This window comes from Pseudomonas sp. SDO5591_S426, assembly GCF_054070755.1.
In genome coordinates, this window is the sequence record NZ_JBSVXD010000021.1 from 30,909 (window position 1) to 51,618 (window position 20,710).

Here is a 20,710-nt window from a genome sequence, read left to right on the forward strand (position 1 = left end):
CCTCTAAAAAGCCATTGATGCGATCAACGCTCAAGCCGAATTTGCCCCTGGCAAAACCCCGCCACAAAAAAACGCCCCACGTCAAAAGAATCAGGCGTGGGGCGTGCGTTTTACCGCGAGACGGTTCGGGGATTTGTGCAGGGCTGCCTCTCCTCGATGGAATGCAACGTGCGCGCGAAGCGCTGGGCAACTTCAAGGGCCAAGCACCGCGAACGTTGGCCATCGGCGTCTTGCAGACTGTGCATACCAGCCTGGTGCCGCAGATGCTGGAGCGGGTGCGCAAGGCCCAGCCGCATCTTGTAGTGCAGATCTATGAATTGACGGGGCTGGAGATCGAACGACGCTTGCTCAATGGCTCGCTGGATATCGGCATCGGCTACTTGCCGCCCCGGCAGCCGGGTCTGCATGGCGTGATGTTGTACGAAGATGAACTGACCCTTGTCATCCCGGCGGAGCATCCCTTGCGGGAATTCAAGAAGGTCTCCATGCGCCAGGCCGCTGAGTTGCCGATGCTGCTGTTGGGTGAGGAGTTTCAGATCCGGCAGATCTGGCAGACGCAACTGGCCAGTCTGGGGCGACGCCCTCAAGTGCAAGCCGAATTGAACAACATGGCCGGGATTCTCGACAGCCTGCCTCACACACGACTGGCGACCGTGCTACCCGGGCGATCGCAAAAGACTCACGGCAACGAGGAGCTGCTGTGGAAACCACTCAGCGAACCGCGAGTGCCATTGAAAGTCGGATTGGTGTGTCGCGATGTGCAACGACAACAGGCCTCGATGGCGTTGTTACGGACGTTGCTGGAGGAAGTGATAAATCGGCCGGATGAACGCTTGAACAGCCCGCCGGCACTGGATGGACTGAGTTGAATACTTTTTCGCAGGCATAAGAAAACCCCGCCGAAGCGGGGCTTTGCAGACTGTTTCCCTGACATCCATTTCACTCCGCCGTCCTGGCAGAATCCTACGTGTCCGTGTTGTTGCTTTTGCGCTTCCTGCGCTACGTCCATGTGAAGTAGATTAGCCGTGGATCCAATCTGCATCTATGGGAGATAAGCAGCACGTCATGTAAGAGAATGCTTACATGACGTTACATTGTCAGAACTGGGCCGCTTCCAGCAGGAAAAGCGATTCGCTCCCGGCCTTCACCGACGCGCTCAACGAGTGAATCCGCGGCAACAGGCGTGCGAAATAGAACCGCGCCGTGCCCAGTTTGCTCGCGTAGAAATCGTCCTGCGCTTCCTTGCCGAAAGCAGCCTTGGCCATCAGTGCCCACATGTAGGCGTAAGCGACGTAGCCAAACGCTTGCAGATACTCGACCGATGCCGCGCCGATTTCATTCGGGTTGGATTTGGCCCGATCGAGCAACCACGCGGTCAGTTCGTCGAGTGTCGTCACCGCATCGTTCAACGGTTTGGTGAACTCAGCCAGATCGTCGCTGGCAGTGGCCGTGAAGTGACGAATCTCGTCAGCGAACAGGTTGTAGAACGCCCCGCCGCTACCAACGATCTTGCGCCCGACCAGGTCCAGTGCCTGAATGCCGTTGGTGCCTTCGTAGATTTGGGTGATGCGCACGTCACGCACCAGTTGTTCCTGGCCCCACTCACGGATGTAGCCGTGACCGCCGAAAATCTGCTGGCCATGAACCGTGGTTTCCAGACCGAGGTCGGTCAGGAACGCTTTGGCAACCGGGGTCAACAACGCCACCAGGTCTTCCGCGCGCTTGCGGGTCGTGGCGTCTTCGCTGAACTTGGCGGTGTCCAGTTGCATCGCCACGTAGGTGGAGAACGCACGGCCGCCTTCGTTCGAGGCTTTCATGGTCAGCAGCATGCGACGCACGTCCGGGTGGACGATGATCGGGTCAGCCACTTTGTCTTTGTTCTGCGCGCCGGTCGGCGAACGGCTTTGCAGACGGTCGCGGGCGTACTCGACGGCGTTCTGGTAAGAGCGCTCGCCAGTGGCCAGGCCCTGGATGCCCACACCCAGACGCTCGTAGTTCATCATCGTGAACATCGCCGCCAGGCCTTTGTTCGGCTCGCCGACCAGATAACCCACGGCTTCGTCGAAGTTCATCACGCAGGTCGCGGACGCCTGGATGCCCATCTTGTGTTCGATCGAACCGCAGTTCGCCGGGTTGCGCGCGCCCAGGCTGCCATCGGCATTGACCATGAACTTCGGCACCAGGAAAAGCGAAATGCCTTTCGGACCTGCCGGTGCGTCCGGCAGCTTGGCCAGCACCAGGTGAATGATGTTTTCGGTCAGATCGTGTTCACCACCGGTGATGAAGATCTTGGTGCCGCTGACCTTGTAGGAACCGTCGGCCTGAGGCTCGGCCTTGGTGCGAATGATCCCCAGGTCGGTACCCGCGTGCGGTTCGGTCAGGCACATGGAACCGGCCCAGACACCGGCGTACATGTTCGGCAGGTACGCGGCTTTCAGCTCTTCGCTGGCGTGGGCGTTGATCGAGAGGCAAGCACCGGCCGTCAGCATCGGGTACAGACCGAACGACAGGCTGGCGGAGTTGACCATTTCTTCGACCTGAGCCGAAACAGCCTTGGGCATGCCCATGCCGCCGTACGCCGGATCACCACCGACGCCGACCCAACCGCCTTCAGCATAAGTCTGATAAGCCTGTGGGAAACCTGCCGGCGTGGTGACGGCACCGTCCGCCCAGTGGCAACCTTCCTCGTCAGCCGCACGGCTCAGGGGCGCGATGCTTTTGCTGGTGACTTTGCCCGCTTCTTCGAGAATGGCTTCGACCGTTTCAGCGTCGACAGAATCAGCCAGTGCCGGCAACTCGGCCCAGAGTTTGGCGACCTCGAAAACTTCATTGAGGACGAAGCGCATATCGCGCAGGGGCGCTTTGTAGTCAGCCATGGCAAACCTCGCAAGATCTATACAGGTGGTTCGTAAGAATGTGGTTTTCGTTGCGTCGGAGTGTACCCCAACAACTTTTGCGACACATAGGGTCAGCTCATGACCTATTTGTTATTTTTAGTCACCAGCAAAAAAGCCCGCGCAAGGCGAGCTTCTTTGTAACGGAAGTAAATGACTAAAGCGCAAACAACTCCGCTGGCAGTTGCATCAGGCAATCGCTACCCGCTTCGATAGCGGCACGATGCGCGGCAGTGCGTGGCAACAGGCGCTTGAAGTAGAACTCGCTAGTCGCCAGTTTTCCCCGGCAGAAATCGGCGTCGCCGCTCCCGGCATCAAGCTGTGCCTGCGCCACCAACGCCATGCGCAACCACAAATAGCCGAGGATGATGTAGCCGCTGTACATCAGGTAATCCACCGACGCAGCGCCGACTTCATCCGGATTTTTCATCGCGGCCATACCGACCTGAGTAGTCAACTCCCCCCACTGCCGGTTCAATTCGTTGAGCTGCGCCACGTAAACGGCCAGTTGCGGATGTGCGGCGTTCGCCGCACAGAACTTGTGAACGATTTTGGTGAAGCCGCGCAGCAGTTTGCCCTGGCTGCCGAGAACTTTACGCCCGAGCAGGTCGAGCGCCTGAATGCCGTTGGTGCCTTCGTAGATCGGCGCGATGCGGCAATCACGAACCAGTTGTTCCATACCCCATTCACGAATGAAACCGTGGCCGCCGAATACCTGCATTCCGTGGTTGGTCACCTCCAGGCCGGTATCGGTCATGAAGGCTTTGCAGATCGGCGTGAGGAACGCCAACAGGTCTTCAGCGTCCTGGCGCGCCGTTTCATCCGCACTCAGATGCGCGACATCCAGCAACTGCGCAGTGAAATAAGTCAGGGCACGGTTGCCCTCGTTGAAGGCCTTCATGGTCAGCAACATCCGCCGTACATCGGGGTGCACGATGATGGGGTCAGCCGCTTTCTCCGGCGCTTTCGGGCCGGTCAGGGAACGCATCTGCAAGCGGTCGTTGGCGTATTTGATCGCGCCCTGGAAACTCGCTTCGCCCAGACACAAACCCTGCATGCCGGTGCCCAGCCGCGCGTGGTTCATCATGGTGAACATGCAGTTCAGGCCCTTGTTCGGCTCGCCGATCAAGAAGCCTTTGGCGCCGTCGAAGTTCAGTACGCAGGTGGCGGATGCCTTGATGCCCATTTTGTGTTCGATGGAGCCGCAGGACACGCCGTTGCGTTCACCGGCTTCACCCGATGCGTCGGGCAGGAACTTGGGCACGATAAACAGCGAAATACCTTTGGTCCCGGCCGGTGCGTCCGGCAGTTTCGCCAGTACCAGATGAATGATGTTGTCGCTCATGTCGTGCTCACCGGCAGAGATGAAAATCTTGCTGCCGGAAATCGCATAGCTGCCGTCTGCGGCAGGTACGGCACGCGTCTTGATGATGCCCAGATCGGTGCCGCAATGGGCTTCGGTCAGGCACATGGTGCCGGTCCATTGACCAGCGGTGAGTTTGTTCAGGTAAGTCTGTTTCTGCTCTGCGGTGCCGTGGGCGTGGATCGCCGACATGGCGCCGTGGGTCAGGCCCGGGTACATGCCCCATGAGGTGTTGCTGGAGCCGACCATTTCGCTGATGACCAGCCCCAAAGAGTGGGGCAAGCCCTGGCCGCCGTAAGCCGGATCCGCCGCCAGACCATGCCAGCCGCCCTCCACGTATTGTGCGAAAGCCTGCTTGAAGCCTGTAGGCGTAGTGACCACGCCATTGTCAAAATGGCAGCCCTCTTCGTCGCCGCTGCGGTTGAGGGGCGAGAGTACGTTTTCACAGAACTTCGCGCCCTCTTCGAGGATCGCGCTGACCATGTCCGGACTGGCGTCGTTAGCACCCAGCGCGGCGTAGTTGCCGTGAAAGTCGAAGACATGGTCGATCAGAAAGCGCATGTCGCGCAGGGGAGCTTTGTACTCGGGCATGGTCATTTCTCCGTCAGCAGATTTCTTCAACCTACTGCCGCCGACCACGCCTCACAATCACAGTCCAGACGCTGAATGCGCCATCATCACTCAACCGTAGCGGCGTCCATGCGCACCGCGCCACGGCGGTTCTGACCGAACGCCATCACGCAGTTACGCCCGGCGCCCTTGGCGCTGTAGAGCGCCTGGTCAGCGGACTTGAGTACTTCTTCCGGGGTGCGCTGTTCAAGGCGTTCGGCGACGCCGATGCTGACAGTGACCGACACGCTTGAAGCCGCGGAGCCCGAACGACGCTGACGGCCCTGACTGTCATCCTGGGGACGGCTGTCCTGATTGCGCAGATGAATGTTGTAGGTAGCGATGGATTCGCGGATCACTTCCAGATGCGGCATACACTCTTCGAGGGTCTTGCCTGCGAACACCAGGGCAAATTCCTCACCGCCGTAGCGATACGCCTTACCGCCGCCGCCGATTTTTCCCAGTTTGCTGGCAACCAGTCGCAGCACCTGATCGCCGACATCATGGCCGTGGGTGTCGTTGAATTTCTTGAAGTGGTCGACGTCGCTCATGGCCAGCACGTAATTACGTCCCAGCCGTTGCATGCGTTCGTTGAGCGCGCGGCGCCCCGGCAACCCGGTCAGTTCGTCGCGGAAGGCCATTTGATAGGCTTCGTGCGCGACAGCCGCAGCAATCATCAGCATCACCTGGCTGCACATGATGTTCAGGGTGAATGGCAGGATGAAAGTTTTCGGCAGCATCCAGAACAGCCCGAGCAAACCCACCAGTTGCGCGGCATGCAGCGGTCGCGGATTGCGCCAATATTGCCAGGCCAGCAGCAGGAACGCGGCGATGAACACCGGGTACGCAAGCTGGATCAGGCTCATCCAGGCACCGTGCAAGGCCGGCCATCGGATCTCCGACAGCCACATCAGCAACGCCTGCGGGTAACTTTGCTCCAGCCCCAACGCCACGCTGCCCACCGCCAGCAACACGGCGAAACGCGCCACCATGTCCTGGAACAGGTGCGTGCGCTCCTGCCACGCGGCGAACACGCCAAACAACAACGGCAGCAGCAGGCAACACAAATGGAAGACCACCGCGGCGTCCTCGCGCACCTTGCCGTTGTCGCGGTAGTAGTCGGTCTGTGTGTCGAGCAGAAAGTAGGCGATGTACACGGTGACCATCAGAAACAGTTCACGCTGACGTCGGTAAACCGCGCAGTAGGCACCGCCGAGCAACAGCACCAAGGTCGGCAGTACGTTGAACAGCGAGGTGAAGAAAACGTTCAGGTCTTTGACATACGCGGCCGCAAGGCCCGCCAGTAAAAGAAGTAATGACGGTAGGAAATGGCTGAAACGTACAGCGGAAGAACGCGGCAAGGGTAAAGCTCCGACCCGTCATATCAATAGATGGCATTGTGCCCACCACTGTAACGGCAGAATCCCCGACTTGCTGAGTGTTTTACTGAGGTATTTTTAAAAAAACGTCACTGGCAGCCATCGAAACCGCCAGTGACGCAAGGGGAATCAAATCAAATGTCGTTGTTGAACGGCTGCAACGCCCCTTCCTCAGGTCTGCGACCTTCGGCACCAATCGGCTTTAGCTGAATGTTCGCGTCCAGTGCCTGGCGCGTGGTGATCTTCGGGCTGACCGGTTTTTGCGTGACGGCGTTTTCATCGCCCACGTGGCCTTGCGGAAGCACCAGCGACGGATGATCGAATGGCGCCCGTTCCCACGCGACTCTCGGGTCGGTCAAGCCGACTTCCATGAACTTGACCACCGCATCAATCTCATCGGGAGTCAGATTCAGGTTGGTCATGTCCGGATCAAGGTTCGAACCGTTGTGCTGATTGACCGACGGATGCTCGAAACCGCTGGTGTTGCTCGCATCCTCACCGCGCCGGTCACCGCCGCGGTTGTAAAACTCCATGACCTGCTTGAGCGTTGAACGGCTGCCATTGTGGAAATACGGCCCGGTCAGCGCGATGTTGCGCAGTGTCGGCGTCTTGAAGGCGCCATCGACCGCATCACGGAAACCGACATTCGGCAGCTGCGTTGCATCGCACGGAATCGCTGCACTCAATGGTGCTTCGAAGGTGCACACGTCGACATCCAGCGAATCAGGAATCTTCCCGCCTTGCAGCACGGTGTTGTACTGACGGGTGAAGGACAACGGATTGCCCCAGGCATCCGCGCCACCGAGCGCCAGGTCTTCCGAGGTCGGACGCACGCCGGTGTTGTAGAAACCGTTGTCGTAGAGCGTGGTCAGGTTGTCCGCCATGACCATGCGTTCGATGCGCTCGCGGGGATGGAACTGCAAGCGACTGGCGGCGTTGGTCAGCTCCGCGCCCCCGTGGCAGTTGACGCACTTGCCCTTGCCCAGGAACAGGTTCATGCCCTGCACTTGCTGTTCGTTCATGGCTGTGTGATCGCCCTGCAAATAGGCGTCCAGTGGCGCTTGATCGGAGACCAGCGTGGCTTCATACATCTGGATCGCCAGGCCAAAGAACAGCGGGAAGTTAGCCTCCATCTGGGTGTACGGAGCGCCGCCCACCGACACCTGCTGCGTGGCGTTCCACAACCGTGGCTGGAAAGCGTTCTTGATCAGTTCGCGGTAGGTGGGCCTGCGCGCACCGGACACCGGCGCCAGCACCGAGTCAGTGGAGGCAATCCGTTGCTGCTTGAGCATCAGCGTGTCGAGCATGCGCCGACCGATGTCGGCAAACGTACGCCCGCCGCAGGACATTTCCACTGCGCTGCCGGGAGGCCCGACGGCTTGCGAAGCCGCCGAAGCATCGTTGAGCGCCAGCCGCACCTTGAGGGCCACGCCGCTGTTGTCCTTCGTTACATAGATCCCGGCATCGGGGTCACGGTTGCCGAAGGGCGAGAAGCCGTTGAACACGTTGTTCGCCCGGCCATCCCAGAAATTGCGCACGTTGAACGCGGCGTTGATCACCGACGGCGCGTTGCGCCCGGTGCTGCGGCGCACATTGATGCCACCGACCTGAAAGATTCCGTCCGGTTGCTGCGTGCATTTGTCGAAGCGCGGCTGGTTGGGTTTGACGAAGTTGGCGTCGAACACGCCTTGGGAACCGATCACGTCGTCGGTGGAATAGACGATCGCCGAATTTCGATCCAGCGGATTGGCTAGCACATGGGTGGGGAAGTCGGCTTTCTTAAGCAGGTAGTTCGGCCCGCCCTTGCCCCCGGATTTGGTCGTATAGGACGGTAGGTCGCCGGGAATGTCTGAGGCCATGAACGGCTTGTTGAAAATCGATGCGACGTTGGCGTTGGTGTGGGCCTGGCCCGGGTTGATCTGGTTGGTGGTCCGGTGATCGACGCCGGCGTGGTAGTGGCAGGATGCGCAAGCAGTGTTGCTGTCGCTGCCGACCTCCATGTCCCAGAACAGGGCCTTGCCCAGCAGGACCGCTGCCGAGCGATTGAGCACGTAATCGGTCATCAGGTCGACCTTGCGCCCGCCTTCGGTACCGGAAGGGTCCGGCGGCATCATGCCGCGTAATGATTGCAGGCTCGGCACTTCGGGGACGGGCGGTTCGACTTCTTCAGGCGTAGCCGCCATTGCACCGACGGCAGAGAAAATGATGGATAACCAGACGGTCAAACGAACAAGTCGGCAGATGTTCATGTGCTTCACCCTGACTGTTGTTGTTATGAGTTCGCCGGGCGAGAGCGTCATTGAACAAGACAGGATTTCTCGTTAGCGCCGGTTAATCAGCGCGGTGCAATTAATTTGCCATCCACCTAGAAACATTTTGCATCAATAAATTCGGGAGTCAGGTGGAGCATGAACACCCGTTTTTGCTGGGGAATTGCCCCCGTAGTTGGGGTTAAACGCAAAAAAAAACCGCCGCTCCCGAAGGAACGGCGGTTTTGTGAAGAACTGCGTTAGGGCTTAGTAGCCGAGAGCGAAGTCTTCTTCTTTCATGTCCATCAGGTTGTTGGCGCCCGACAGCATGGTTGCAACGTGAGTGCGGGTACGCGGCAGGATGCGCTGGAAGTAGAAACGCGCAGTCTGCAGCTTGGCGGTGTAGAACGCCTCTTCCGAAGTACCGGCAGCCAGTTTCTCGGCAGCCAGGCGCGCCATGTCAGCCCAGAAGTAGGCCAGGCAGGCGTAACCGGAGTACATCAGGTAGTCCACGGAGGCCGCGCCGACTTCTTCGCGATCCTTCATGGCGGCCATACCGACCTTCATGGTCAGTTCGCCCCATTCCTTGTTCAGTGCAGCCAGCGGAGTGACGAACTCTTGAACCGCTTCGTTGCCTTCGTTGGTCTGGCAGAACTTGTGCACGATCTTGGTAAAGCCCTTGAGAGCCTCGCCTTGAGTCATCAGCACTTTACGGCCCAGCAGGTCGAGTGCCTGGATGCCGGTGGTTCCTTCGTACAGCATCGAAATACGGCTGTCGCGAACGTTCTGCTCCATGCCCCACTCGGCGATGAAACCGTGGCCGCCATAGATTTGTACGCCGTGGTTGGCCGATTCGAAACCAACTTCGGTCATGAAAGCTTTGGCGATTGGGGTCATGAAGGCCAGCAGTGCGTCGGCCTTCTTCTTCTCTTCTTCGTCCACGCCGTATTTGACGATGTCGACTTGCTTGGCGGTGAAGTAAACCATCGCGCGGTTGCCTTCGGCGAATGCCTTCATGGTCAACAGCATACGGCGTACGTCTGGGTGCACGATGATCGGGTCAGCGGCTTTGTCCGGCGCTTTCGGGCCGGTCAGCGAGCGCATTTGCAGGCGATCGCGAGCGTATTTCAGGCCACCCTGGAAGCCGATTTCGGCGTGGGCCAGACCTTGCAGCGCGGTGCCCAGACGTGCGGTGTTCATGAAGGTGAACATGCAGTTCAGGCCTTTGTTCGCCGGGCCGATCAGGAAACCGGTCGCGCCGTCGAAGTTCATCACGCAGGTGGCGTTGCCGTGGATGCCCATCTTGTGTTCCAGGGAACCACAGGCCACTGCGTTGCGCTCACCGACCGAACCGTCTGCGTTCGGCATGAACTTCGGCACGATGAACAGGGAAATGCCTTTAGTACCGGCCGGTGCGTCCGGCAGGCGGGCCAGCACGATGTGGACGATGTTGTCGGCCATGTCGTGTTCACCGGCCGAGATGAAGATCTTGGTGCCGGAAACCTTGTAGGAACCATCGGCCTGAGGCTCGGCCTTGGTGCGCAGCATGCCCAGGTCGGTGCCGCAGTGCGGTTCGGTCAGGCACATGGTGCCGGTCCATTCGCCGGAAACCAGTTTGGTCAGGTAGGCCTCTTGCTGCTCAGGCGTACCGTGCTCGGAGATGGTGTTCATCGCGCCATGGGACAGGCCAGGGTACATGCCCCACGACCAGTTGGACTCGCCAACCATTTCGCTGATGGCCAGACCCAGGGATTCCGGCAGGCCTTGGCCGCCGTGCTCGACGTCGTGGGCCAGGCTTGGCCAGCCGCCTTCAACGAATTGCTTGTAGGCTTCTTTGAAGCCGGTCGGAGTCTTAACGCCGGACTCACTCCAGGTGCAGCCTTCGAGATCGCCCACGCGGTTCAGCGGAGCCAGTACCTGCTCACAAAACTTGGCGCCTTCTTCGAGAATGGCGGCAACCATGTCCGGAGTTGCGTCTGCGCAAGCCGGAAGGCTCTGATAGTGCGCTTCGTAGCCGAGCAGTTCGTCACGTACGAAGCGAATATCACGCAAGGGGGCCTTGTAGTCAGGCATAGCGATAAACCTCTGCTGATGTAACCGGGAATGAGCGACCGTGTTGGTTTGTTCTGACGGTCAAACAGTTGTTTGAAACATACGTTTACGCCCAAATCTTGTCAAGCGTCGATCTTTTGCCGTTCGTCATCACCCAGCGCAATACGGATGCGCACAGCTACGCCGCGTCGTTGCACAAGCAACACGCAGTGTAGGAAAGAATAGTTTGCAGAGAAGGACTTACGCAGAAAAACGCCGCGAATGATCGCGGCGTCAGCGGTGCAGGTTCAGCGCAGAATCAGGCGAAGGTATCGATCAACGTTCCGAGCACTTCATCGGATGCCTTGGCGACTTTGGCGCCCAGCTCCACCTGAAATTTGCCTTGGGCCATTTCCACCATGCTGCTGGCCACATCCGATTGCTGGCTGCGGTCGACGGAACGCAGGCGATCGGCCTGGATCTCGGAAGACTGGCTGGTGACCGAGCGCTCGATCGTATTGTTGGCGATCTGCCCGGCGGCTTGATCGACACGGTTCTGCCCTGTCTGAATCGTGCTCAGACCGGCATAAAAAGCGGTGTTTCCTGAGATTTCCATGGGAGAACTCGTCCTTATGAAGGATCAACAGCGGCCATTGAAGCAGACCCGCCGGCAAAACGCCCGTCAAAAACACTAATGGCACAGTGCCTTGTCATAGGCAAACTCTAGTCCAGCAGATCCAGTTGAAGATGCTCTGCCACCGCTTCGGCCGTCACGACCTTGAGTTTCGGCACCCGTCCCAGGCATGGCGCCGGGATGCGTTCGGCCAGCGTTGCCAGGTTTTCCTCAAGGCGCGAGGTCTTCGGATCGATGATGTTGGCCACCCACCCCGCCAGCTGCAAACCGTCCTGGGCAATCGCCTCGGCCGTGAGCAACGCGTGGTTGATGCAGCCAAGACGCACGCCGACCACCAGAATCACCGGCAGATCCAGCGCCATCGCCAGGTCCGACAGATTGTCCTGATCCGCCAAAGGCACGCGCCAGCCTCCAGCCCCTTCGATCAGCGTGAAATCGGCATTCATCGCCAGAATGTCGCGCATCGGCGCCAGCAGCGATTGCACGGTCAACGCCACTCCTGCTTCGCGTGCCGCCAGATGCGGGGCGATGGGTGGTTCGAACGCCACCGGATTGACCTGTGAATAAGTCAACGGCACTGAACATTCCGCCAGCAGCGCCAGCGCATCGGAGTTGCGCAACCCCTTGGGCGTCACATCGCAACCGGAGGCGACCGGTTTACCCGCCGCCGTGCTCAGGCCCGCCGACCGTGCCGCGTGCAGCAAACCGGCGGCCACTGTGGTTTTACCGACATCAGTATCGGTGCCGGTGATGAAATAGGCTGCGCTCATAAGGGTTTCTCCATAACGGCGTACACCACTTGATAAGTCGCCGGCAGGCCTTGGGCCTGTCGAAACTGCTCGTAAGCCTCTATCAAACCCAAAATCCGCGCCCGGCCAGTCAGACCGCCCGGCCGCCCCGGATTAAGATTGTGTGCGCCCAGCGCCTTCAGTTCATGGGTCAGGCTGCGCACATCCGGGTAATACAGCACATGAGGACGGGTTTGCAGACTGATTGCCCGCAAGCCGCTGGCCTCACAGAGCTGTTGATAAACCGCAAACTCGCGGAAGCGGTTGACGTGCACCATGCCGTCCACCTGCCGCCAGCTGTCACGCAGTTCAACCAACGTGCCCACGCACAGACTAGCAAACGCAAAAATTCCGCCAGGTTTCAGCACGCGATGAGCTTCGCTGAGCACCGACGCGAAGTCCGCACACCACTGCACCGCCAGGCTGGAGAAGATCAGGTCGCAGGTTGAGTCGCGCAATGGCAAACGCTCGGCATCACCAGCGACAAAATGCGTGGCGCCGCCCAATGGCCGGGCGTGATTGAGCATGCCTTCGGCGATGTCCAACGCTACCCCGTGACCGGTCGGAAACCGTTCAGCCAACTCGCGACTGAAATGCCCGGTGCCGCACCCCAGGTCGAGCCAGCGTCCTGGCACGAAATCATCCGGCAAACGACCAAGCAATTGACTGCCCACATCGCGCTGCAACTCGGCCACGCTGTCGTAGCTCGCCGCTGCGCGGGAAAAAGACGCCGCTACCTGGCGTTTGTCAGGCAAACCGCCGGGCAGGTTGGGGAGAGATAGATCAGTCATCACCGGACTCATGTAAAAAAGCCTGGATCGCCCCCGCCACACCGTGAGGGTCTTCCAGAAGAAACGCGTGGCTGGCCTGTTCGATCAGGCCGATTTCGATATCCGGAGTCAACGCGAACAACTCGCCTGCCGCCTCGGCGGGAACCAGACCATCAAGACCACCGAACAGATGCAGTTGCGGACCGCGAAAGGCCTGCAAGGCGTGCCGGGTATCCAACTGCGCGAGCAATTCCAGGCCGCTCATCAATGCCGGCGCCGCCGTGTGTGGCGCACCACCGAGCAACAAGCGCGACAGGCCGCGCGGGTCTTCGGCACCCTGCGCACAAAGCAGCGAAAACCGTTTCAATGTCGTGCGCGGATCGGCAGCGCAACCCGCCAGAAACGCATCAAAGGTTTCCCCAGGCATCGCGCTCGGCCATTGCTCATGGCTGACAAAAGAAGGATTGCTCGCAAGCGTCAACAAACCGCAGCAGCGATCGCCACGACGCGCCGCCAACTCGGTTGCGAGCATGCCGCCCAACGACCAACCGCCGAGCCAGGCGTCCTGCGGAACCGTCGAATCGAGTTCATCGAGCCAGTCTTCGAGATCGCTCGATTCCAGCTCCGGCAACGGCTCGATTTCCACACGCAGGTGCTCGTCCAGGCCGCGCAAGGCTGCTGCCAATGGTTCCAGCGGCGAAATTCCGAGGCCCCAACCGGGCAGCAGAATCAGTCGATCACGCATGGCTCGGCTCCGGTCCCAGTTGTTCGAAACAATCGGCCAGTCCTTCTAACAATAGCTGCACCTGCGCCTCGCTGTGCGCGGCGGTCAGGGTGACCCGCAGTCGGGCGCTGCCGGCCGGCACGGTTGGCGGGCGGATCGCCGTCACCATCAACCCGCGTTCACGCAACATCTGCGACAAACGCACCGCGCGCCCGGCGTCACCGATCATGATCGGCTGGATCGGCGTGAAGCTGTCCATCAACTCCAGGCCGATCTGCTCGGCGCCGTAGCGGAACTGGCGGATCAGCGTTTGCAAATGTTCACGTCGCCAGTGTTCGCTGCGCAGCAACTCCAGACTTTTCAGCGTTGCGCAGGCAAGCGCCGGTGGTTGGCTGGTGGTGTAAATGTAAGGCCGGGCGAACTGGATCAGGCTCTCGATCAGCTCTTCGCTGCCGGCGACAAACGCGCCCGCCGTGCCGAATGCCTTGCCGAGGGTGCCGACCAGCACCGGCACGTCTTCCATGCTCAAGCCAAAATGCTCGACGATGCCGCCACCGTTAGCGCCCAGCGGACCGAAACCGTGCGCGTCATCAACCATCAGCCACGCGCCTTTGGCCTTGGCTTCCCGCGCCAGAGCCGGCAGATCGGCGATGTCGCCGTCCATGCTGAACACGCCATCGGTGACCACCAGCGTATTGCCGATGGCTTTCTCAAGCCGTGTGGCCAGGCTCGCTGCGTCGTTGTGCAGATAGCGATTGAACCGCGCGCCGGACAGCAGCCCCGCGTCAAGCAGCGATGCGTGATTGAGCCGGTCTTCCAGCACCGTATCGCCCTGCCCCACCAGCGCCGTGACCGCGCCAAGGTTAGCCATGTAACCGGTGGTGAACAGCAAGGCGCGCGGCCGGCCTGTGAGGTCAGCCAGCGCTTCTTCGAGTGCGTGATGCGGACCGCTATGGCCGATGACCAGATGCGAAGCTCCGCCACCGACGCCCCACTTCGAAGCACCGGCGCGCCAGGCTTCGATCACTTGCGGGTGATTGGCCAGGCCCAGGTAATCGTTGTTGCAGAACGCCAGCAACGGCTGACCGTCGACCACCACTTCCGGCCCCTGTGGGCTTTCGAGCAACGGGCGCTGGCGGTAAAGGTTTTCGGCACGACGGGCAGCCAGGCGTGCGGCGAGATCGAAAGACATGCAGGCCTCGGGCAGTCAGATCACAAAAAACAGGGTCGGCAAACAATCCAATGTGGGAGCGGGCTTGCTCGCGAAGACGGACTGACATTCAACATCGATGTCGACTGGACCGACGCTTTCGCGAGCAAGCCCGCTCCCACAGGGGTTTTGCATTCATTCAGGGGAATGAATGCAGGCCTTAAACAGCCGCGTTATAGAACTGCTCGCTGCTCTTCTGCTCCACCAGCGCCTGCTCAATGGCGGCCTGATGCACTTCGTCGGCGTGCTCTTCGCGGGCTTCCGGCAGGATGCCCAGGCGCGAGAACAGTTGCATGTCCTTGTCGGCCTGCGGGTTGGCGGTGGTCAGCAGTTTTTCGCCGTAGAAAATCGAGTTGGCGCCGGCAAAGAACGCCAGGGCCTGCATCTGTTCGTTCATCGCTTCACGGCCAGCGGACAGGCGCACGTGGGATTGCGGCATCAGGATCCGCGCAACGGCGAGCATGCGGATGAAGTCGAACGGGTCGATGTCTTCGGCATTTTCCAGCGGCGTACCGGCGACTTTCACCAGCATGTTGATCGGCACCGACTCCGGATGCTCCGGCAGGTTGGCCAACTGAATCAGCAGGTTGGCGCGGTCGTCCAGCGACTCGCCCATGCCGAGGATGCCGCCGGAGCAGATCTTCATTCCCGACTCACGCACGTAGGCCAGGGTTTGCAGACGCTCGCTGTAGGTGCGGGTGGTGATGATGCTGCCGTAGAACTCGGGCGAGGTATCGAGGTTGTGGTTGTAGTAGTCGAGGCCGGCCTTGGCCAGTGCTTCGGTCTGATCCTGATCCAGGCGACCGAGGGTCATGCAGGTTTCCAGGCCCAGCGCCTTTACGCCTTCAACCATCTTCAGCACGTACGGCATGTCTTTGGCCGAGGGATGCTTCCACGCCGCGCCCATGCAAAACCGGGTCGAACCGATGGCCTTGGCGCGAGCGGCCTCTTCGAGGACCTTCTGCACTTCCATCAGTTTTTCTTTTTCCAGGCCGGTGTTGTAGTGACCGGACTGCGGACAATATTTGCAATCTTCCGGGCACGCACCGGTTTTGATCGACAGCAGGGTCGACACCTGAACGCGGTTGGCGTCGAAATGCGCGCGGTGCACGGTCTGCGCCTGAAACAGCAGGTCGTTGAACGGCTGTACGAAGAGTGCTTTGACCTCGGCCAAAGTCCAGTCATGACGCAAGGTTGCAGTGGTGCTGGCGCTCATGGGCGGTTCCTTGATTTATGCTTGGCAAGCGACCGCAGGGATGGAATACCCACAGGCGCGACACGGATGTTTGGCATGTTTAAGGAAGAGCGATGCGCTGTCAACCTTGTTACACCGAACCGGTTTACATCTGGTCAAAAAACAAACAACACTGTTTGCTCTGCGATGAAGCCGCCGACGGCTCCACCCCCATCTGCATGGCCTGTGAAACCGACCTGCCCTGGCTCGGCGATCACTGCGAGTGCTGCGCCTTGCCGCTGCCCGCTGCGGGCCTGACGTGCGGTCAATGTCTGAATCAGCCGCCAGCCTTCGAGCGAGTCATCGCACCCTGGACCTACAGCTTCCCGGTCGACAGCCTGATCACCCGTTTCAAACACAGCGCGAAGTGGCCGTTTGGCCACCTGCTCGCCGAACTTCTCACCCAAGCCCTGCAACATCGCTTCGATGATGATCTGCCGCGACCCGAATTACTGGTGCCCGTGCCGCTGGGCAACCGACGACTGCGTCAACGCGGATTCAATCAGGCTGCGATGCTGGCGCGTTGGATAAGCGCAAGCCTCGACATTCCTTGCGATGAACGGCTGTTATTGAGAACTCAGGACACCGATGCACAACAGGATCTCAATGCAGAGGCGCGTAAAAAGAATCTGCGTAACGCCTTCGCCCTCACACCCAAAACTTCGTTGAAGGGCCGTCACCTGGCACTGGTCGACGACGTCCTGACCACCGGCGCCACCGCACAAGCACTCGCCCGCCTGCTGATGGACGCCGGCGCCGCACGGGTCGACGTCTATTGCCTGGCGCGCACACCCAAACCTGGCGAGTCCACCTGACTTGACTAGCGCGCTTCGAGCAGCCAACGTCCTTACCACCGTCACAGCCCAAAGCGCCTTGCCATGTCCCTGCCTACGTTGTTATCCCAGCACATTGTCCGCCGCCCGCAGCGCATTGCCCTGCTGCAACACATCGCCGAACAGGGCTCGATCACCCGCGCCGCGAAAAGCGCGGGGCTGAGTTACAAGGCGGCGTGGGACGCCATCGATGAGCTGAACAACCTCGCGCAAAAACCGCTGGTGGAACGCAGTGTCGGCGGCAAGGGCGGTGGTGGCGCCAAACTCTCCAGCGAAGGCGAGCGAGTGTTGCGCCTGTATCAAAAGTTGCAGGCGTTGCAGGCTCAGGTGCTGGAAGCGGCTGAAGATGCCAGTGACCTGGACCTGCTCGGTCGACTGATGCTGCGCACCAGCGCGCGCAACCAATTGCACGGCAAGGTCGCGGCGATCGAGCCTCAGGGGCGCAATGACCTGATTCGCCTGGAAGTCGCCGAAGGCCTGATCGTCGACGCGCAGATCACCCACGACAGCACCGAGCGACTGGAGCTGCAACTCGGCACCGAAGTCGTGGCCCTGATCAAGGCCGGTTGGCTCGACGTGATGGCAATCGACTCTGCAGAGACACCCGGAAACAATTGCTTGAAGGGCATCATCGACAAAATCCTCGACGCCGAAGACGGCCCCAGCGAAGTGCGGATCACCCTGCCCAACGGCTTGACCCTGTGCGCGTTGGCCGAGCCGTGGCACCTGCAAGACTTGGGGCTGACCAACGGCAAACCGGTACGCGTCGAGTTTTCGCCGTCCAGAGTCTTGCTCGGCACACCGCTGTAAGAGCGCTGCAACAAAACCTTCATCGCCCGCCATTAAGGTGACTGCAAAAATCGCAGGGAGCCTGATGTGAGCCTATTAGAAGAAAACCAACGTACCGACCTCGAACAGATGGTCGGCCTCAGCCGTCGTGGCTTTATCAGCGCAGGCGCCCTGTGCGGCGCGGCGATGTTCCTCGGCGGCAACCTGCTCAGCCGCAGCGCGCTGGCCGCCAGTGTCAGCGCCGGCACCAGCAAACTGTTGGGCTTTGAAAGCATCCCCGCCGCCACCGCGGACAGCATCAGCCTGCCGCCAGGCTACAAATCTTCAGTGCTGATCAGTTGGGGCCAGCCCCTGCACAAAAACGGCCCGGCCTTTGACCCGAGCGGCAATGGCACTGCCGAGCAGCAGGAAGTCCAGTTCGGCGACCACACCGACGGCATGAGCCTGTTCGCATTCCCCGGCGACAACAATCGCGCGCTGATGGCGATCAACAACGAATACACCAACTACCGCTACCTCTACCCCCACGGCGGCATGCCGCAATCGGCCGAAGAGGTGCACAAGGCACTGGCCTGCGAAGGCGTGTCGGTGATCGAAGTGCAGCGCAAGAACGGCCACTGGCAATTCGTTCAGGACTCGCGCTACAACCGACGCATCCACGGCAATTCACCGATCAACCTGAGCGGCCCGGCCGCCGGTCACGACTTGCTGAAAACCAGCGCCGATCCGCACGGCAAGACAGTCCTCGGCACGTTCCAGAACTGCGCCAACGGCAAGACACCGTGGGGCACTTATCTGACCTGCGAAGAAAACTTCACCGATTGCTTCGGCAGCAGCAATGCCGAGCAGAAATTCAACGCCGCGCAGAAACGCTACGGCGCAGTGGTGACCAGCAAAGAGATCAACTGGCACCAACACGATCCGCGCTTCGACCTGGCGAAGAATCCCAACGAACTCAACCGTCACGGCTGGGTGGTCGAAATCGATCCGTTCGATCCACAATCGACTCCGGTCAAGCGCACCGCACTGGGCCGCTTCAAACATGAAAACGCCGCCCTGGCGGAAACCCGCGACGGCCACGCCGTGGTCTACATGGGCGACGATGAGCGCGGCGAATTCATCTACAAATTCGTCAGCCGTGACAAGATCAACCACAAGAATCCCAAGGCCAACCGCGACCTGCTCGATCACGGTACGTTGTACGTGGCGATTTTCGACGCAGGCGACGGCAACGCCGACCACCCGAAAGGCCAGGGCGAATGGATCGAGTTGACCCACGGCAAAAACGGCATCGACGCCAGCAGCGGTTTTGCCGATCAGGCTGAAGTGCTGATCAACGTGCGGTTGGCGGCCAGCGTGGTGAAAGCCACGCGCATGGATCGCCCGGAATGGATCGTGGTCAGCCCCAAGGATGGTCAGGTTTACTGCACGCTGACCAACAACGCCAAGCGCGGCGATGACGGACAACCGGTGGGCGGGCCGAATCCGCGGGAGAAAAACGTCTACGGGCAAATCCTGCGCTGGCGCACCGACCGTGAGGATCACGGGTCGAAAACTTTTACCTGGGATTTGTTTGTCGTGGCCGGCAACCCGCAAGTGCATGCCGGTACGCCGAAGGGCGGCTCGTCGAACATCACCCCGCAAAACATGTTCAACAGCCCGGATGGCCTGGCGTTTGATGATGCCGGGCGGTTGTGGATTCAAACCGACGGCGATGCCAGCAATGCCGGTGATTTCGCGGGCATGGGCAACAACCAGATGCTCTGCGCCGATCCTGTGACCGGCGAAATTCGCCGCTTCATGGTCGGGCCGATTGGATGCGAAGTGACCGGGATCAGCTTCTCGCCGGATCAGAAGACGTTGTTTATCGGGATTCAGCATCCGGGTGAATTCGGCGGCTCGACCTTCCCTGAGCATTTGCCCAATGGCAAACCGCGCTCTTCGGTGATCGCGATTACCCGGGAGGATGGCGGGATCATCGGCGCCTGATCGGGCCTCATCGCGAGCAAGCTCGCTCCCACAGGATTGGCGCGATTTCAAAACCGACGCATGACCTGTGGGAGCGGGCTTGCCCGCGATGGCGTCAGCACAGTCACACCACCTAACTGCGTCCGTCTGCGCTAACATGCCTGGCCGGACGCAGCAGCCTGCTGCGCGCAGGAGTCAGCATGGCCCACCCGTTTGAAACCCTCACCCCAGACCTCGTGCTCGATGCCGTCGAAAGCATCGGATTCCTGAGCGACGCACGCATTCTGGCGCTCAACAGCTACGAGAACCGCGTCTATCAGGTCGGCATCGAAGACTCCGAGCCGCTGATCGCCAAGTTCTATCGTCCGCAGCGCTGGACCAACGAAGCGATTCTGGAAGAACACCAGTTCACCTTCGAACTCACCGAGGTCGAGGTGCCGGTGGTTGCGCCGATGATCCATAACGGTGAAACCCTGCACGAACACAAAGGTTTCCGTTTCACCCTGTTCCCCCGCCGTGGTGGCCGTGCGCCGGAGCCGGGCAATCTCGATCAGCTGTATCGCCTGGGGCAATTGCTCGGTCGCCTGCACGCGGTTGGCTCGACCAAGCCGTTCGAGCACCGCGAAGCGTTGGCGGTGAAAAACTTCGGCCATGACTCGCTGACGACGTTGCTCGAAGGCAATTTCATTCCCCGCAGCTTGCTGCCAGCCTACGAGTCTGTTGCCCGCGATCTGCTCAAGCGTGTCGAAGATGCCTACAGCAACACGCCGCACCAGAACATCCGCATGCACGGCGATTGCCACCCCGGCAACATGATGTGCCGCGACGAGATGTTCCACATCGTCGACCTCGACGATTGCCGCATGGGCCCGGCGGTGCAGGACATCTGGATGATGCTGGCGGGTGATCGCCAAGACTGTCTTGGGCAGTTGTCGGAACTGATGGACGGCTACAACGAATTCCACGACTTCAATCCGCGGGAACTGGCGTTGATCGAACCGTTGCGCGCCCTGCGCCTGATGCACTACAGCGCCTGGCTCGCCCGCCGCTGGGACGACCCGGCCTTCCCGCGCAGCTTCCCGTGGTTCGGCACGGAGCGGTATTGGGGGGATCAGGTGTTGGCGTTGCGTGAGCAATTGTCGGCGCTGAATGAAGAGCCGCTGAAGCTTTTTTAATTCAAGATCAAAAGATCGCAGCCTTCGGCAGCTCCTACAGGTGTACTCCATTCCCCTGTA

At 60.3% G+C, this 20,710-nt stretch carries 15 protein-coding genes and 1 pseudogene; 5 read left to right on the plus strand and 11 right to left on the minus strand.

The window, feature by feature from the left end; all coding sequences use genetic code 11:
• Positions 1 to 143 precede the first annotated feature (143 nt).
• Positions 144 to 869 (plus strand): annotated as a pseudogene (locus tag ACW9JC_RS07155) (LysR family transcriptional regulator substrate-binding protein); the annotation flags it as partial.
• 228 nt (positions 870 to 1,097) lie between these two features.
• Here ACW9JC_RS07155 and ACW9JC_RS07160 read toward each other — a convergent pair.
• The 11 genes from ACW9JC_RS07160 to bioB form a co-directional block, all read right to left on the minus strand.
• Positions 1,098 to 2,876, minus strand: coding sequence for an acyl-CoA dehydrogenase C-terminal domain-containing protein (locus ACW9JC_RS07160; protein WP_457454360.1), 1,779 nt, complete (start codon positions 2,874 to 2,876; stop codon positions 1,098 to 1,100).
• Between the two features lie 175 nt (positions 2,877 to 3,051).
• Positions 3,052 to 4,848 (minus strand): acyl-CoA dehydrogenase C-terminal domain-containing protein, encoded by a 1,797-nt coding sequence (locus ACW9JC_RS07165; RefSeq protein WP_457454361.1) that lies wholly within the window; start codon positions 4,846 to 4,848, stop codon positions 3,052 to 3,054.
• A gap of 86 nt (positions 4,849 to 4,934) precedes the next feature.
• Positions 4,935 to 6,227: a GGDEF domain-containing protein gene (locus ACW9JC_RS07170; RefSeq protein WP_338583538.1), complete on the minus strand. Its 1,293-nt coding sequence runs from the start codon at positions 6,225 to 6,227 to the stop codon at positions 4,935 to 4,937.
• A gap of 152 nt (positions 6,228 to 6,379) precedes the next feature.
• On the minus strand, positions 6,380 to 8,494 hold the full coding sequence (locus ACW9JC_RS07175) for a cytochrome-c peroxidase (protein ID WP_457454362.1): 2,115 nt from the start codon (positions 8,492 to 8,494) through the stop codon (positions 6,380 to 6,382).
• Between the two features lie 267 nt (positions 8,495 to 8,761).
• The gene (locus ACW9JC_RS07180; protein ID WP_457454364.1) at positions 8,762 to 10,567 is read right to left on the minus strand and encodes a phenylacyl-CoA dehydrogenase; all 1,806 of its coding nucleotides are present in this window, start codon (positions 10,565 to 10,567) and stop codon (positions 8,762 to 8,764) included.
• A gap of 277 nt (positions 10,568 to 10,844) precedes the next feature.
• Complete coding sequence (locus ACW9JC_RS07185; RefSeq protein ID WP_457454366.1) at positions 10,845 to 11,141, minus strand: pyrroloquinoline quinone biosynthesis protein PqqE; 297 nt, start codon at positions 11,139 to 11,141, stop codon at positions 10,845 to 10,847.
• Positions 11,142 to 11,248: 107 nt separating this feature from the next.
• Positions 11,249 to 11,929: a dethiobiotin synthase gene (gene bioD, locus ACW9JC_RS07190; protein WP_457454368.1), complete on the minus strand. Its 681-nt coding sequence runs from the start codon at positions 11,927 to 11,929 to the stop codon at positions 11,249 to 11,251.
• Positions 11,926 to 12,738: a malonyl-ACP O-methyltransferase BioC gene (bioC, locus tag ACW9JC_RS07195; RefSeq protein ID WP_448109576.1), complete on the minus strand. Its 813-nt coding sequence runs from the start codon at positions 12,736 to 12,738 to the stop codon at positions 11,926 to 11,928. Before bioC ends, bioD begins: the two co-directional genes overlap by 4 nt.
• Positions 12,731 to 13,462: an alpha/beta fold hydrolase gene (locus ACW9JC_RS07200; protein WP_338583547.1), complete on the minus strand. Its 732-nt coding sequence runs from the start codon at positions 13,460 to 13,462 to the stop codon at positions 12,731 to 12,733. The genes bioC and ACW9JC_RS07200 overlap by 8 nt, the downstream gene beginning before the upstream one ends.
• Complete coding sequence (gene bioF, locus ACW9JC_RS07205; RefSeq protein WP_457454369.1) at positions 13,455 to 14,633, minus strand: 8-amino-7-oxononanoate synthase; 1,179 nt, start codon at positions 14,631 to 14,633, stop codon at positions 13,455 to 13,457. Before bioF ends, ACW9JC_RS07200 begins: the two co-directional genes overlap by 8 nt.
• Positions 14,634 to 14,811: 178 nt before the next feature.
• A complete protein-coding gene (bioB, locus tag ACW9JC_RS07210; RefSeq protein WP_150703870.1) occupies positions 14,812 to 15,867 on the minus strand; it encodes a biotin synthase BioB in 1,056 nt (351 codons plus the stop codon).
• A 92-nt stretch (positions 15,868 to 15,959) separates the two neighbouring features.
• Here bioB and ACW9JC_RS07215 point away from each other — a divergent pair, with 92 nt between their 5' ends.
• From ACW9JC_RS07215 to ACW9JC_RS07230, 4 genes are all read left to right on the plus strand, one after another.
• Entirely contained in the window at positions 15,960 to 16,700 is a 741-nt protein-coding gene (locus ACW9JC_RS07215) for a phosphoribosyltransferase family protein (protein WP_457454370.1), read from the plus strand.
• Between the two features lie 63 nt (positions 16,701 to 16,763).
• On the plus strand, positions 16,764 to 17,528 hold the full coding sequence (locus ACW9JC_RS07220) for a TOBE domain-containing protein (protein WP_457454371.1): 765 nt from the start codon (positions 16,764 to 16,766) through the stop codon (positions 17,526 to 17,528).
• 66 nt (positions 17,529 to 17,594) lie between these two features.
• A complete protein-coding gene (locus ACW9JC_RS07225; RefSeq protein WP_457454372.1) occupies positions 17,595 to 19,496 on the plus strand; it encodes a PhoX family protein in 1,902 nt (633 codons plus the stop codon).
• Between the two features lie 179 nt (positions 19,497 to 19,675).
• On the plus strand, positions 19,676 to 20,650 hold the full coding sequence (locus ACW9JC_RS07230; RefSeq protein WP_338583555.1) for a serine/threonine protein kinase: 975 nt from the start codon (positions 19,676 to 19,678) through the stop codon (positions 20,648 to 20,650).
• Positions 20,651 to 20,710 lie beyond the last annotated feature (60 nt).